General features: G+C 71.4%; 13 protein-coding genes. 8 read left to right on the top strand and 5 right to left on the bottom strand.

Features of this window, described 5'->3' with window-relative positions; genetic code table 11:
- Window positions 1-51 precede the first annotated feature (51 nt).
- Window positions 52-1,158, top strand: coding sequence for an NAD(P)H-dependent flavin oxidoreductase (locus tag IEY87_RS12590; RefSeq protein WP_189138735.1), 1,107 nt, complete (start codon window positions 52-54; stop codon window positions 1,156-1,158).
- A 5-nt stretch (window positions 1,159-1,163) separates the two neighbouring features.
- On the opposite strand, the gene IEY87_RS12585 is transcribed toward IEY87_RS12590, so the two are convergent.
- Window positions 1,164-1,973 carry a crotonase/enoyl-CoA hydratase family protein gene (locus tag IEY87_RS12585; protein ID WP_189138734.1) on the bottom strand — a complete coding sequence of 270 codons (810 nt, stop codon included), beginning with the start codon at window positions 1,971-1,973 and terminating at the stop codon, window positions 1,164-1,166.
- A gap of 230 nt (window positions 1,974-2,203) precedes the next feature.
- Here IEY87_RS12585 and IEY87_RS12580 point away from each other — a divergent pair, with 230 nt between their 5' ends.
- From IEY87_RS12580 to IEY87_RS12560, 5 genes are read left to right on the top strand one after another with little or no spacing between them, the layout of a single operon-like run.
- Complete coding sequence (locus tag IEY87_RS12580; RefSeq protein ID WP_189138733.1) at window positions 2,204-3,754, top strand: acyl-CoA synthetase; 1,551 nt, start codon at window positions 2,204-2,206, stop codon at window positions 3,752-3,754.
- On the top strand, window positions 3,744-4,643 hold the full coding sequence (locus IEY87_RS12575; RefSeq protein ID WP_225276958.1) for a Zn-ribbon domain-containing OB-fold protein: 900 nt from the start codon (window positions 3,744-3,746) through the stop codon (window positions 4,641-4,643). The genes IEY87_RS12580 and IEY87_RS12575 overlap by 11 nt, the downstream gene beginning before the upstream one ends.
- A gap of 48 nt (window positions 4,644-4,691) precedes the next feature.
- Window positions 4,692-5,711 carry a thiolase family protein gene (locus IEY87_RS12570; protein ID WP_189138732.1) on the top strand — a complete coding sequence of 340 codons (1,020 nt, stop codon included), beginning with the start codon at window positions 4,692-4,694 and terminating at the stop codon, window positions 5,709-5,711.
- Window positions 5,711-6,859, top strand: a complete 1,149-nt coding sequence (locus IEY87_RS12565) for a thiolase family protein (RefSeq protein ID WP_189138929.1) — start codon at window positions 5,711-5,713, stop codon at window positions 6,857-6,859. Before IEY87_RS12570 ends, IEY87_RS12565 begins: the two co-directional genes overlap by 1 nt.
- A 33-nt stretch (window positions 6,860-6,892) precedes the next feature.
- Window positions 6,893-8,488 (top strand): acyl-CoA synthetase, encoded by a 1,596-nt coding sequence (locus IEY87_RS12560; protein WP_189138731.1) that lies wholly within the window; start codon window positions 6,893-6,895, stop codon window positions 8,486-8,488.
- Between the two features lie 61 nt (window positions 8,489-8,549).
- Here IEY87_RS12560 and IEY87_RS12555 read toward each other — a convergent pair whose 3' ends face one another.
- A complete protein-coding gene (locus IEY87_RS12555; RefSeq protein WP_189138730.1) occupies window positions 8,550-9,176 on the bottom strand; it encodes a LysE family translocator in 627 nt (208 codons plus the stop codon).
- Between the two features lie 21 nt (window positions 9,177-9,197).
- On the bottom strand, window positions 9,198-10,067 hold the full coding sequence (locus IEY87_RS12550; RefSeq protein WP_189138729.1) for a LysR family transcriptional regulator: 870 nt from the start codon (window positions 10,065-10,067) through the stop codon (window positions 9,198-9,200).
- Window positions 10,068-10,167: 100 nt separating this feature from the next.
- Here IEY87_RS12550 and IEY87_RS12545 point away from each other — a divergent pair, with 100 nt between their 5' ends.
- Complete coding sequence (locus IEY87_RS12545; RefSeq protein ID WP_189138728.1) at window positions 10,168-10,695, top strand: cysteine dioxygenase family protein; 528 nt, start codon at window positions 10,168-10,170, stop codon at window positions 10,693-10,695.
- A 16-nt stretch (window positions 10,696-10,711) separates the two neighbouring features.
- Here the strand turns inward: IEY87_RS12545 and IEY87_RS12540 are convergent, their stop codons facing one another.
- Window positions 10,712-11,197 (bottom strand): pyridoxamine 5'-phosphate oxidase family protein, encoded by a 486-nt coding sequence (locus IEY87_RS12540; RefSeq protein ID WP_189138727.1) that lies wholly within the window; start codon window positions 11,195-11,197, stop codon window positions 10,712-10,714.
- Between the two features lie 63 nt (window positions 11,198-11,260).
- Here IEY87_RS12540 and IEY87_RS12535 point away from each other — a divergent pair, with 63 nt between their 5' ends.
- Entirely contained in the window at window positions 11,261-11,890 is a 630-nt protein-coding gene (locus tag IEY87_RS12535; RefSeq protein WP_189138726.1) for a winged helix-turn-helix transcriptional regulator, read from the top strand.
- A gap of 9 nt (window positions 11,891-11,899) precedes the next feature.
- Here the strand turns inward: IEY87_RS12535 and IEY87_RS12530 are convergent, their stop codons facing one another.
- Window positions 11,900-13,255, bottom strand: a complete 1,356-nt coding sequence (locus IEY87_RS12530) for a M20/M25/M40 family metallo-hydrolase (protein ID WP_189138725.1) — start codon at window positions 13,253-13,255, stop codon at window positions 11,900-11,902.
- Between the last annotated feature and the right edge of the window lie 119 nt (window positions 13,256-13,374).

The following is a 13,374-nucleotide window of genomic DNA, read 5'->3' as shown; positions in this document are numbered from 1 at the left end:
CTAGAGTAGAACGCGTTGCAGTTCGCTGGGTCGGCGGCTTATCGTCGGGCCATGCGGACCCGTGCCACGGACATGTTCGGAATCGACCTCCCGATCTTCGCCTTCAGCCACTGCCGCGACGTGGTCGCCGCCGTCAGCAGGGCCGGCGGGATGGGCGTGCTGGGCGCTCTCTACTTCACCCCTGAAGAGCTCGAGACGGAGCTCGCGTGGATCGACGACCACGTCGACGGCAAACCCTACGGCGTGGACGTCGTCATGCCCGCCTCCTACGAGGGCGCGGACTTCGCCCCCGAGGAACTCGTCGGCCGCCTGCAGGCGATGATCCCCGAGGGGCACCGGACGTTCGTCGAGAATCTGCTGGCCGCGCACGGCGTGCCGCCGCTGTCGCAGGACGCCGACGCCGGGCGGGTGCTGCTCGGCTGGACCGACGCGACCGCCCGCCCGCAGGTCGAGGTCGCGCTCCGGCACCCGATCGCGCTGCTGGCCAATGCCCTCGGCCCGCCGCCCGCCGACGTCGTCGACCTGGCCCACGCGCACGGCGTCAAGGTCGCCGCCCTCGCCTCCACCCCGCGCCACGCGCTCAAACAGGTGGAGGTCGGTGTGGACCTGGTGGTCGCGCAGGGCACCGAGGCGGGCGGGCACACCGGCGAGATCTCCACCATGGTCCTCATCCCCCAGGTCGTGGACGCGGTCGACGTCCCGGTGCTGGCGGCCGGCGGCATCGGCAACGGCCGCCAGATGGCCGCCGGGATGGCGCTGGGCGCCGAGGGCGTCTGGACCGGCTCCCTGTGGCTGACCGTCGAGGAGGCCGACACCCCGGAGATGGCCAAGCGCCGCATCCTGGAGGCCACCTCCCGCGACACGGTCCGCTCCAGAAGCTGGACCGGCAAGCCCGCCCGGCTCCTGAAGAACGAGTGGACGGACGCCTGGGAGGCCCAGGAGTCGCCGGGCACCCTGCCGATGCCCATGCAGTTCATGCTGGTCTCGGACGCGCTGCGCCGCATCGGCCGCTCGGACGCCGCCGAGCTGGCCACCTTCCCGGCCGGCCAGATCATCGGCATCACCAACCAGGTCCGCTCCACCAAGGACGTCATCTACTCCCTGATCGAGGAGTACGCCCAAGCCCTCGACCGCCTGGCCCACCTCACCGACGACTGACGCTGTCAGTGGCCCTGGTAGGTCGGGGGGCGTTTTTCGCGGAAGGCGCGGGTGCCTTCCTTGGCGTCTTCCGAGCCGATGACGGGCCAGCCGAGGTCGTCCGAGATCTTGAGGGCGGCCGGCTCCGGCAGGCCCAGGGTGTCGCGGTAGGTGCGCAGGATGGCCTGGACGGCGAGCGGGCCGGAGGCGGCCACGTCGGCGGCGAGGTCGCGGGCCGCCCGAAGGGCCTGGCCGTCGGGGACGACGCGGTTGACCAGACCCATCGACAGGGCCTCGGCGGCGGTGACGGCACGGCCGGTGAGCAGGAGGTCCATGGCGTGGCAGTAGGGGATCTGCCGGGGCAGCCGCACGGCGCTGCCGCCCATCGGGAACAGCGCCCGCTTGGCCTCGAACAGGCCGAGCGTGGCCGACTCCGCCACGATCCGCAGGTCGGTGCCGACCAGGAGTTCGGTGCCGCCGGCCACCGCGTAGCCCTCCACCGCGCTGATGATCGGCTTGGTGGGCAGGTCCTCGCGCAGCAGGCCCTTCCAGTGGAAGTTGGCGATCTGGGCGGCACGGGCCCGCACCTCCGGGTCCGCGGCGGGCTGCCCCATGGCCTTGAGGTCGGCGCCCGCGCAGAAGGTGCCCTCCGCGCCCGTCAGGATGGCGGCCCTGACCTCCGGCTCCGCCGAGACGTACGCCCAGGCACTGGCCAGTCCGATCAGCATGTCGGAGGAGAGCGCGTTGCGCGCCTCGGGCCGGTTCATGGTGACGATCACGACGTGGCCGTCGCGCTCGACGCGGCAGTGCGGGGTGCTGATGGGCAGAAGCTCCACAGAGGACCTCCGTGATCGAACGCGTGCCGGAGGGGTGATCGTAACCCGCCGCCAGCCGCATTAGCCAAGCGCTTGCTCATGTGTGTACGCCGGGTTACGCTGCCCGGGATAAACAAGAACCTGTTCTTGTTTATCCCCACCTGAGCCCGCCGGGAGCCTTGTGGCGGACGGCGATCGCATGATTCACTTCCGGCGGCTCGGGGGCTCGAACACCTGGTGAAGGAGTTCAATTGGGCACACTCGGCTTCTGGAGGCTGGCGCAGGCCGATCCGGACTGGATCGCGGCCGTGGACCCGGACGGCACGCAGCACCGGGCGGGCGACCTCCTGGTCCGCGCGAACCGCCTCGTGCACGGCCTGCGTGAGCTGGGCCTGCGTCCGGGCGACGGCATCTGCGCGCTGGTGCCCAACGGCGCCGACGGGCTGGTGCTCTACCTGGCCGCCCTCCAGGCCGGGTGGTACTACACGCCGGTCAACTGGCACCTGACCGGCCCGGAGATCGCCTACATCGTGGAGGACAGCGAGGCCAAGGCCTTCTTCGTGCACCCGAGGTACGCGGTAGAGGGGGCCCGGGGCGCCGAGGCCATCGCGCCGGACCGCCGCTTCGCCGTACCGGATGGGGATTTTTCGGGGTTCAGGGCGATCGGTGAGCTGACCGACGGGCGGCCCGACACCGCCCCCGCCGACCGCACCGCCGGGGCGGCCATGCACTACACCTCCGGTACGACCGGCAAGCCCAAGGGCGTCAAGCGGGCGCTGAACGGCCTCGACCCGGACGACTCGGCCGAGCTGATGACCTTCCTGCTGGGCCTGTTCGGCATCACGCCGGGGCGGCCGAACGCGCACCTGGTCACCTCGCCCAACTACCACACGGCCGTGACGCAGTTCGGCGGCACCGCGCTGCACATGGGACACACCCTGGTCTACATGGACAGGTGGGACGCCGAGGAGATGCTCAGGCTCAGCGAGCGCCACCGGATCACCAACTCGCACCTGGTCCCGACCCACTTCAAGCGCCTGCTGTCACTGCCGGAGAAGACCCGCGCGAGCTACGACCTCTCCTCGCTCAGGTGGATGATCCACGCCGCCGCGCCCTGCCCGGTGCCGGTCAAGTGGGCCATGCTCGAATGGTGGGGCGACTGCCTGTACGAGTACTACGCGGCCACCGAGGGCGGCGGCACCCTGGCCACGCCCGAAGGCTGGAAGTCCCATCCGGGCACGGTCGGCAACGCCTGGCCGATCAGCGAGCTGCTCATCGTGGATGACGAGGGTGAGCCGGTCCCCGCGGGCACCCCCGGGACGATCTACATGAAGATGATGGGCGCCACCTTCGAGTACAAGGGCGACCCGGCCAAGACCGCGGCGAACCGGCTCAAGGACCACTTCACCGTCGGCGACATCGGCTACCTGGACGAGGACGGGTTCCTGTTCCTGTGCGACCGCAAGGCCGACATGATCATCTCCGGTGGCGCGAACATCTACCCGGCCGAGATCGAGAACGAGATCATGATCCACCCCAAGGTCGCGGACGTGGCCGTGTTCGGCATCCCGGACGAGGAGTGGGGCGAGCAGATCAAGGCCGTGGTGGAGCCGGCCCTCGGCTCGCCGCCCGGTCCGGAGCTCGCCGCGGAGATCCTCGCCTCGCTGGAAGGGCGGCTGTCGAAGATGAAGTGGCCGCGGACGATCGACTTCATCGCGGAGATGCCCCGCGAACCCAACGGCAAGCTGCTCAAACGCAAACTCCGGGCCCCCTACTGGGAAGGTCGCGATCGTGCCATCTGAAGGCGGGCTGAGCGCGGAGCACGTGCTGGAGTTCCCCGGCGGCTACACGCGCACCACCGGGCCGGTGATCGGCCGGTTCCTGACCGAGCTGCGCGGCGGGCGCATCGTGGGCGTGCGCACGGCCGGCGGCAAGGTGCTGGTCCCGCCCCTTGAGTACGATCCCGCCACCGGCGACGCGGTGACCGGCGAGTACGTCGAGGTGGGGCCGGCCGGGACGGTCCGGGCCTGGGCCTGGGTGGCCGAGCCGCGCCCGGCCCATCCGCTGGACCGGCCCTTCGCCTGGGCGCTGATCGAGCTGGACGGCGCGGACACCACGCTGGTGCACGCGGTGGACGCGGGCAACCCCAAGGCGATCGCCGCCGGCACCCGGGTGTGGCCGGTCTGGCGCGGCGACCGTACCGGCCACATAACCGATATTTCGTGCTTCGTTGCTGAGGTCACCACGATCGTTTCGCCTGTGCGGACCGTGTACCGGCTGCAGGCGGGCGGGGCGCTGCAGGTCTTCCTCGAAGGCGTCAGGCGCGGCGTCTTCGTGGGAGGCCGCTGCGGCGGCTGCGCCAAGGTGTACGTCCCCTACCGGCTGTCCTGCCCCGAATGCGGCATCCCCATGGCCGAACAGGTCGAGCTGCCCGACACCGGCACCATCACCACCTTCGCGATCAACAACCTGCCCGACCCGCGCGCACCCGAAGTCCCCTTCGTCTCGGCGTACATCCTGCTCGACGGCAGCGACGTGCCCATGATCAGCCTGGTGGGCGGCGTCCCCGCCCACGAGGTGCGGCAGGGCATGCGCGTCCGGGCGGAGTGGCTGCCCGAGAGCGAGCGGACGCTGTCCATGGCGAACATCCGGTGGTTCGCACCCACCGGCGAGCCCGACGTGGAGCTGTGATGAGAGCTGAGGTGCGATGAGCAGGGGCGCGATGAGAGCAGGGGCGCGATGAGACGGGTGGCGGTCGTCGCCTTCGCGCAGACCGAGCACACCGGACACGACACCGGCGTCGGCGAGGTCGAGCTGATCCTGCCGGTGATCAACGAGGTCAAGGAGCGCACCGGGCTGACCCGCTTCGGCTTCACCTGCTCGGGGAGCTGCGACTACCTGGCCGGCGCGCCGTTCTCGTTCGTCTCCGCGCTCGACGCGCTCGGCGCCTGGCCGCCGATCTCGGAGAGCCACGTGGAGATGGACGGCGCGTGGGCGCTGTACGAGGCGTGGGTGCGGCTGCAGCACGGCGACGTGGACACCGCCCTGGTGTACGGCTTCGGCAAGTCGTCGCTCGGCGACCTGGCCGAGATCATGACGCTCCAGCTCGACCCCTACTACCTGGCTCCGCTCGGCCTGGACCGGCTCTCCTTCGCCGCCCTGCAGGCCTCGGCCACCGGCGCCGACCGCAAGGAGCTGGACGAGATCGTCCGGCGCAGCCGGGCCGACGGCAGGCGCAACCCGTACGCGCTGGACCTGCCCGAACAGATCCCGGACGGGTTCGCCGTCGAGCCGCTCAAGACCTCGGACGTCGCGCCGATCACCGACGGCGCGGCCGCGGTGGTGCTGGCGGCCGGGGACCTGGCCGAGCGGCTGTGCGCCACCCCGGCGTACATCACCGGCATCGCGCACCGCATCGAACCCCACTATCTGGGGATGCGGGACCTGTCCCGCTCGGCGTCGGCGGCCGACGCCGCACGGGCCGCGGGAGTCGGCAAGGCCCCGGTCGAGGTGGCCGAACTGCACGCCCAGTTCGCCCACGAGGAGGTGATCCTCCGCCAGGCCATGGAGCTGCCGGACGACACGGTGATCAACCCGTCGGGCGGCCCGCTGGCGGCCAACCCGGTGATGGCCACCGGCCTCATCCGCATCGGCGAGGCGGCCCGCCGCATCCACGACGGCACCGCCCGGCGCACCGTCGGCCACGCCGCCGGCGGACCCTGCCTGCAGCACAACCTCGTCACCGTCCTGGAGGCATGATGGCCGAACGCTGCGCCGTGATCGGGGTCGGGCAGACGCACTACACGTCCAAACGCCGGGACGTCTCGATCGCCGGCCTGGTGCGCGAGGCCGCCCTGCGCGCGCTCGACGACGCCGGGCTCACCTTCGCCGACATCGACGCGGTCGTCATCGGCAAGGCCCCGGACCTGTTCGAGGGCATCATGATGCCCGAGGCCTACCTGGCCGACGCGCTCGGCGCGGCGGGCAAGCCGATGATGCGGGTGCACACCGCGGGCAGCGTCGGCGGGTCCACCGCCCTGGTCGGCGCCGGGCTCATCCAGGGCGGCGTGCACGATCGGGTGCTGGTGGTGGCCTTCGAGAAACAGTCGGAGTCCAACGCCACCTGGGCCCTGTCGACGCACCTGCCGTTCAGCTCGTCGCTGGTGGTGGGCGCGGGCGGCTACTTCGCGCCGCACATCAGGGAGTACATGCGCAGAACCGGCGCCCCCGAGCACATCGGCGCGCTGGTAGCGGTCAAGGACCGGCTCAACGCGCTCAAGAACCCGTACGCGCACCTGCGCATCCCCGGCATCGACCGGAAGATGGTCGAGTCGACGCCCATGCTCTGGGAGCCGATCCGCTACCTGGAGACCTGCCCGTCCAGCGACGGCGCCTGCGCGCTGGTCCTGTCCTCGGAGCGGGCCGTCACCGGCACCCCGGCCTGGGTGCACGGCGCCGCCATGCGCTCGGAGCCGATCTTCCGGGCCGGGCGCGACACGGTCAACCCGCAGGCGGGCAAGGACTGCGCGGCCGACGTCTACCAGCAGGCGGGCGTCACCGACCCGCGACGGCAGATCGACGTGGCCGAGGTGTACGTCCCCTTCTCCTGGTACGAGCCGATGTGGCTGGAGAACCTGGGGTTCGTCGCCGAAGGCGAGGGGTGGAAGGTCACCGAGTCGGGGGCCACCGCGCTCGACGGCGACACCCCGTGGAACGCCTCCGGCGGGGTGCTGTCGAGCAACCCGATCGGGGCGTCCGGGCTGATCAGGTTCGCCGAGGCCGCGCTGCAGGTGCGCGGGATGGCGGGCGAGCACCAGGTGGACGGCGCCCGGCTCGCGCTCGGACACGCCTACGGCGGCGGCGCCCAGTTCTTCGCGATGTGGATAGTCGGACGAGACAGACCCTGACCCGTATGCCCTGGACGAAAGGGATGGCGCCTCATGGAGTTCAATCACGCTGACCTGTTCGAAGGGCTCGCGGACGCCATCGGGGAGCGGCCGGCCGTGATCTGCGACAGCGAGCGCCGCACGTACGCCGAACTCGACGCCGAGGCCGACCGGCTCGCCCACTACCTGCTGGACCGGGGCATCCGGCCCGGCGACCACGTCGGCATCCACCTGTACAACGGCATCGAGTACGTCGCCGCCCTGCTCGCCGCGCTGAAGATCCGGGCCGTGCCCGTCAACGTGAACTACCGCTACGTCGAGGCCGAACTGCTCTACCTCTACCGCGACTCCCAGATCCGGGCGCTGGTCTACGACGTGGAGTTCGACGCGCGGGTGGCCGCGGTCATGCCGGAGACCCCGGGGCTCGACCACCTGATCGCGGTGGGCGGCCCGTCGATCGTCCCGGGGGCGGTGCCGTACGAGGAGGCGCTGCGAGCCGGAAGCCCGGGGCGCGGCTTCGAGAAGCGGTCCGGCCAGGACGTCTACATCATCTACACCGGCGGGACCACCGGCATGCCCAAGGGCGCCATGTGGCACGCCGAGGACCTGTTCATGGCCTTCGGCGGCGGCAACCCGTACGGCGAGCCGCGCGCCACCCCGCAGGAAGTGATCGACGAGGCCGTCAAGGCGGGCCCGCTGACCATGATGGCCGCCCCGCCGCTGATGCACGGCGCCGCGCAGATGGCCACGTTCATCACCTGGTGGATGGGCGGCACCATGGTCTACGTGCGCAAGTTCGAGGCCGACGAGGTGTGGCGGACCATCGAGCGGGAGCGGGTGCTCACCCTGAACATCACCGGCGACGCGATGGCCAGGCCGCTGGCCGAGGCGCTCGCCGGGGGCTCCTACGACGTCTCGTCGCTGATCGTGGTCAGCTCCACCGGCGCCATCCTGACCGGCGCGGTCCGCGACCGGCTGCAGGAGTTGCTGCCGAACGTGATGATCCTCGACAACTTCGGCTCCACCGAATCCGGCTACACCGCCTCCGGCGTGGCCGGATCCAGCCCCGAGAAGGGCCTGCGCTACCAGCCGAACGCCACCTCCGGCCTGGCCGTGGTCGACGAGCGGTTACGTCCCGTCAAGCCCGGCTCCGGCGAGGTGGGCACGCTGGCCAAGTCGGGACGGATCGCGTTCGGCTACTACAACGACCCGGACAAGACCGCCCGTACCTTCGTCACCGCCGACGACGGCACCCGCTGGCTGCTCACCGGCGACCTGGCCAGGGTCGAGGAGGACGGCACGGTCACCGTGTTCGGCCGGGGCTCGCAGTGCATCAACACCGGCGGCGAGAAGGTCTACCCCGAGGAGGTGGAGGCGGTGCTCAAGGGCCACGCCGCCGTCTTCGACGCGGTGGTGACCGGCGTGCCGGACGAGCGGTGGGGGAGCAGGGTGGCGGCCGTGGTCGAGCCCCGCCCCGGCTCCGGCGTCACCGACGCCGACCTGGACGCGCACTGCAGACGCCTGCTGTCGGGCTACAAGGTGCCCCGCACGTACGTCTTCGTGGCCGAGATGGTCCGCTCCCCGGCCGGCAAGGCCGACTACAGATGGGCCAAGGAAATGGTCGGCAGAGCCAAGCCGTCTCAGTCGTGAGCCAAGAAGACGGCCGGTGGTCATGCTGTCTGACCGGTGAACCAAGGAGACGGCCGGCAGGTCAGGCCTTCTCGCCTGTGAGCCAGGCGGCCAGGCCGAGATAGACCAGGCCGGTGCCGATGTCGAGCCGCCGCCGGGCCGTCGCCGAGCGGCGTACGCGCCCGGCCAGCGTGGCGGCGAGCATCGCGTAGGTGCCGTCGCTGGCCATCCCGAGCACCACCCAGAGCAGGCCGAGCAGCAGCATCTGCGGGGCGATGGGCCCGATCGCGGCGTCGGTGAACTGCGGCAGGAAGGCCAGGAAGAAGATCGCGGTCTTGGGGTTGAGCACGTTGACCACGAACCCCTCCCAGAACATCCGCCGCCGGGAGTGCACGGGCAACTCCACTGCCTCGTCGCCGCCGCCCCGCCGCAGCAGCTTGCGCGCGCCGAGCCAGACCAGGTAGGCGATGCCGGCGTACTTGACCACGGTGAAGGCCGTCGCGGACGCCGCCAGCAGCGCGCTGATGCCGAGCGTGGCGGCGGCCACGTGCACCAGAGATCCCGCGTGCACGCCGAGCACCGAGACCAGCCCCGCCGACCTGCCCTGGGCGACGCTGCGGGTGACGATGAACAGCACCGCGGGCCCCGGCACGAGCAGCAGGGCGAGCGTGGCCGCGCAGAAGAGCATGAGCGTCGTGAAATCCGGCATGGCCACATCGTACGAGCGGCGTCAAAGGCTTTCCCGCAGCGCCGACAGCAGTGCCTGGGTGGCCGGCGGGTGGGGCGGGTCGCCGTGGACGGCGGCGTGGACGTGCCTGGTGGAGCCGGGGATCAGATCCGCCGACACGTCGGGGTGGCGGTGCGCGCGCAGCGCCAGCCCCGGCAGCACGGTGATCCCCATCCCGGCCGCCACCAGCGCCTGCACGGCCACGATGTCGTCACTGGTGAAGGTGATCCGCGGCGCGAACCCGGCCTTGGCGCAGATGTCGAGCAGATGCAGCCGGCAACGGTCGCAGCCGCCGATCCAGGCCGTCTCGGCATGCTCGGCCAGCTCGGTGAGCTCGCCCTGCGGCCCGGTGTGGATCAGGTAGCTGGGGTCGTCGAGGAGGTGGATCATTTGGATGCCGTTGTCCTCCGGTGCGGTGTCGTCGTAGCGGAACATCACCGCGACGTCCACCCGCCCCGCTCGCAGCAGCCTGAGCGCCTCGGGCGGCTCGGTCTCGGTGATCTCCAGCCGCAGACCGGGATGGTCCAGGGCCAGCCGCATGGCCGTCTTGGGCACGAAGGTGCCCAGCGCCGAGGGGAAGGCCGCCAGCCGCACCCGCCCGGAGCGCAGTCCGACGTGCGAGGCGAGCTCCTCGGCGGCGTCGTCGAGCCTGCCGATGATGTCCGCCGCCCGGTCGGCGAGCAGCCGGCCGGCCTCGGTCAGCCGGATGCCGCGCCCGGCACGCTGGACCAGCTTGGCCCCGGTCTCGGCCTCCAGCCGGGCGAGGTGGTGACTGACCGACGGCTGGGAGTAGTGCAACTCCTTGGCGGCGGCGGTGAGCGAGCCCCGGCGCGCCACGGCGAGCAGGACGCGGAGCCGTACGACATCGAGCATCTATCAATCGTATCTATGGGTAAGCCCAATAACTTCTGTTGGACCTATCGGTGAAGAGAGAGGACCGTAGGAGGAAAGAGGTTCTTCGAGGAGAGATGCTATGAAAACGGTCGCTTCCATCCGCAGGCCGGGCCTGGCTGAGCTCGTGTCCGGCATCGCCGAGATCACGGCCCGCCGCCCAGGACTCCAGGAGGCCGCGGACGCCGTGGCCGTCCTGCTGCGCGAGCGGCTCCCCACCGAGGACCTCCTCACCGAGCAGGAGCGCGCGGGCTCACCCGACGGGTACGTCTCCCACGTGCTGCACGCCCAGGACGACTTCTCCATCGCCGCCGTCGTGTGGCGCCCCGGCCAGGAGACGGTGATCCACGACCACGTGTCCTGGTGCACGTTCGGCATCCTCAGCGGCATCGAGTACGAGACCCTCTACCGTGACGAGGGCGACCACCTCGTCGAGATCGGGCACGCGGAGAACCGGCCCGGCGAGGTCAGCGGCTTCGCGCCGCCCGGCGACATCCACCAGGTGCGCAACACCAGCGCGGTGACCGGGGTGTCCGTGCACGTCTACGGCGCCGACCTGCGCAAACTGGGCAGCAGCATCCGCCGCACGTACGACATCCCGGTGCGTTAGTCGGCAGGTCCACGTCTCAGTCCTTACCGGCCAGCGGGCCGGGCAGCCGGCTCTGGAAGTCGAGCACGCCCACCCAGGACGGCCTGACCGCGATGCGGGCCATCCGGACGCCCGGCTGGTCGGCCTCCGCCACGATCTTGGCCCCCTGCTCGGGGCCCGAGTAGCGGTAGTGGGCCAGTGCGTACTCCGGCACGACGCCATCGACGTCCGTCACCTCCGCCCGGCCGCGGATCAGCAGCACCTCGGGCGGCATGGCGTTGACGTCGATGGTGATGGCGACGTCGGGCCTGGCCCGCAGCGCGGGGATCTTGGCGGCTCCGGCGAACGTCGCCATCACCAGCTCCTCGCCGGTCCAGTGGAACAGCGTCGGGTAGACGCGCGGCGTGCCGTCGGAGGCGACGTAGGCCACCCGGGCCAGCTCTGTGGAGACGAGCAGCCGCCGCGCCACCGGGTGCTCCAGCAGCCTGACGTCCCCCTGCGGCAATGAGTCGAGCGCGGTCATGGGACCCCTTTCCTTGTTGGTCCTAACTTAGGACTAGATGGTGCGGCATGGCAAGGTGGCTCCATGAGGACCTATGACGACCCGTGCGGCATCGCCCGCGCGCTCGACCACGTCGGCGAGCGGTGGGCGCTGCTGATCGTCCGGGAGCTGTTGCTGGGTCCCAAACGCTTCACCGACCTGCGGGCCGGCCTGCCGGGCGCGAGCCAGAACGTGCTGTCCCAGCGGCTGCGCGAGCTTGAGGAGTCGGGGATATGCCGCCGCCGCAAGCTGCCCCCGCCGGCCGCGAGCCAGGTCTACGAGCTGACGGACCGGGGCTACGAGCTGGAGCCGGTCGTGCTCGCGCTGGCCCGCTGGGGGAGCCGGGCGCCGCTGCGCTCGGCGAAGCCGTTGAGCGTGGACGCGCTGATGTACGCGCTCAAGTCCACCTTCGACCCCGAGGCGGCCGGCGACTTCGCGGGGCGGGTGGAGCTGAGGCTGGGCGAGCAGAGCTTCCTGGCGGCGGTGTCGGGCGGCCGGCTCACGCTCCGCCGGGCCGAGCCGGGCGCCACCCCCGCCGACGTGGTGCTGCGCGCCGACGCCGACACGCTGCGGGCGCTGGTCTTCACCGGCGCCCGGCTCGACTCCGGCATGGTGGAGGGCGACCGTCAGATGGCAGGGCGCTTCGTGAAGCTGTTCCCGCGCCCTGCGATCTGACGGCCGAGGTCAGACGCCCAGCGCCGAGGGCTGGCTGAGCTCATGCAGGAAGAGCGCCTCGGCGGTGGCGATCCGGCGCAGCTCCTCCAGGTCCAGCCGCTCGTTGGGCGCGTGGATGGCGGCGTCCTCGTCCTCCGCGCCGAACAGCAGGATCTCCGCCGCGGGGAACTGCTTGAGCAGCGTGTTGACCAGCGGGATCGACCCGCCGGCGCCCACGTCCCTGGGCGGGCGGCCGAAGGCGCGTTCCATGGCGCGGTTGAGCGCCGCGCGGGCCTTGCCGCCGGAGTCGGCCTGGAAGCCCGAGCCGACCGTGAAGTCGCCGAACGAGGTCTGCACCCCCCAGGGCGCGACCTGGCGCAGGAAGTCCACCACCGCGTTGACCGTGGTCTTGGGGTCGCCGGCCGGCGGGATGCGGACCGTGACGCGGGCGCGGGCAACGGGCTGCACGGCGTTGATGGCGCCGGAGACCGAGGGCACGTCCAGGCCCGTCACGGTGATCGCGTAGGAAGCCCAGAGGCGGTCGGCCAGCGAGCCGGAGCCGACCAGCGAGACGCCGTCCAGCACCCCCGCCGTCCGGCGGAACTCCTCCTCCGCCGGCCCCTGGCCGAGGAACCTGCCGCGCGGCAGGCCGGGCACGCGGATGTCGCCGTTGTCGTCGTGCAGCGCGGTCACCATGCGCATCAGCGCGGCCAGCGCGTCGGGGGCGGCGCCGCCGAAGGAGCCGCTGTGCAGCGACTCGCGCAGGCTGCGCACCTCCATGGTGAAGGCCGCCATCCCGCGCAGCGACGTGGTGACGGCCGGGTCGCCGACGCGCGGGTTGCCGGTGTCGGCCACCACGATGGCGTCGGCCCGCAGCAGCTCGGGGTTGCGCTCGACGAAGGCTTCGAGGCGCTCGCCGGCGTATTCCTCCTGGCCTTCGACGATGACTTTGATGCCGACGGGGAAGCGGCCCTGGAAGACGCGCAGCGCGGTGACGTGCGAGATGATGCCGGACTTGTCGTCGGCCACCCCACGGCCGTACAGCTTGCCGTCGACCAGCGTCGGCTCGAACGGCGGCGTCCGCCAGGCGGCGAGGTCACCGGCCGGCTGCACGTCGTAGTGGGCGTACAGCAGGACGGTCGGCATGCCGGGCGGGGCGGGCGCCTCGCCGTAGACGGCGGGGAAGCTGCCCTCGACGGGGATCCGCTGGACGCGCGTCAGTCCCGTGCTGCGCAGCAGCTCCTCGGTCGCCGCCGCGGCGGCGTGCACGGCCTCCTCGGGGTGTCCGGGAAAGGCCACGGAGGGGATCGCGGCCAGGCGCTTCAGCTCCTCCACGGACTGCGGCATTCCAGCCTGTACGGCACTCTCGATCTGGTCAGGCGTCACGGGAAGGTCCCCCGGGGTCGTTCGCGATGGTCAACGTCTCATTGGATCACACAGGGTTTCACAGTGCGTGAATCGGGATGACCCGCGCGCAAATCTACCTGCGGATTTCGTAGTGGTTA

The organism is Nonomuraea glycinis (assembly GCF_014646515.1).
Classification (GTDB): Bacteria; Actinomycetota; Actinomycetes; order Streptosporangiales; family Streptosporangiaceae; genus Nonomuraea; species Nonomuraea glycinis.
Note: the sequence above shows the minus strand (reverse complement) of the source record. Positions and strands in the feature narration are given on the sequence as shown.

What these genes read in the sequence shown, in the direction of transcription:
- IEY87_RS12590 (WP_189138735.1), top strand. Translation starts at nt 52, where the DNA reads ATGCGGACCCGTGCCACGGACATGTTCGGAATCGACCTCCCGATCTTC.
- IEY87_RS12570 (WP_189138732.1), top strand. Translation starts at nt 4,692, where the DNA reads ATGAGACGGGTGGCGGTCGTCGCCTTCGCGCAGACCGAGCACACCGGA.
- IEY87_RS12565 (WP_189138929.1), top strand. Translation starts at nt 5,711, where the DNA reads ATGGCCGAACGCTGCGCCGTGATCGGGGTCGGGCAGACGCACTACACG.
- IEY87_RS12560 (WP_189138731.1), top strand. Translation starts at nt 6,893, where the DNA reads ATGGAGTTCAATCACGCTGACCTGTTCGAAGGGCTCGCGGACGCCATC.
- IEY87_RS12555 (WP_189138730.1), bottom strand. Translation starts at nt 9,176, where the DNA reads ATGCCGGATTTCACGACGCTCATGCTCTTCTGCGCGGCCACGCTCGCC.
- IEY87_RS12550 (WP_189138729.1), bottom strand. Translation starts at nt 10,067, where the DNA reads ATGCTCGATGTCGTACGGCTCCGCGTCCTGCTCGCCGTGGCGCGCCGG.
- IEY87_RS12545 (WP_189138728.1), top strand. Translation starts at nt 10,168, where the DNA reads ATGAAAACGGTCGCTTCCATCCGCAGGCCGGGCCTGGCTGAGCTCGTG.
- IEY87_RS12540 (WP_189138727.1), bottom strand. Translation starts at nt 11,197, where the DNA reads ATGACCGCGCTCGACTCATTGCCGCAGGGGGACGTCAGGCTGCTGGAG.
- IEY87_RS12535 (WP_189138726.1), top strand. Translation starts at nt 11,261, where the DNA reads ATGAGGACCTATGACGACCCGTGCGGCATCGCCCGCGCGCTCGACCAC.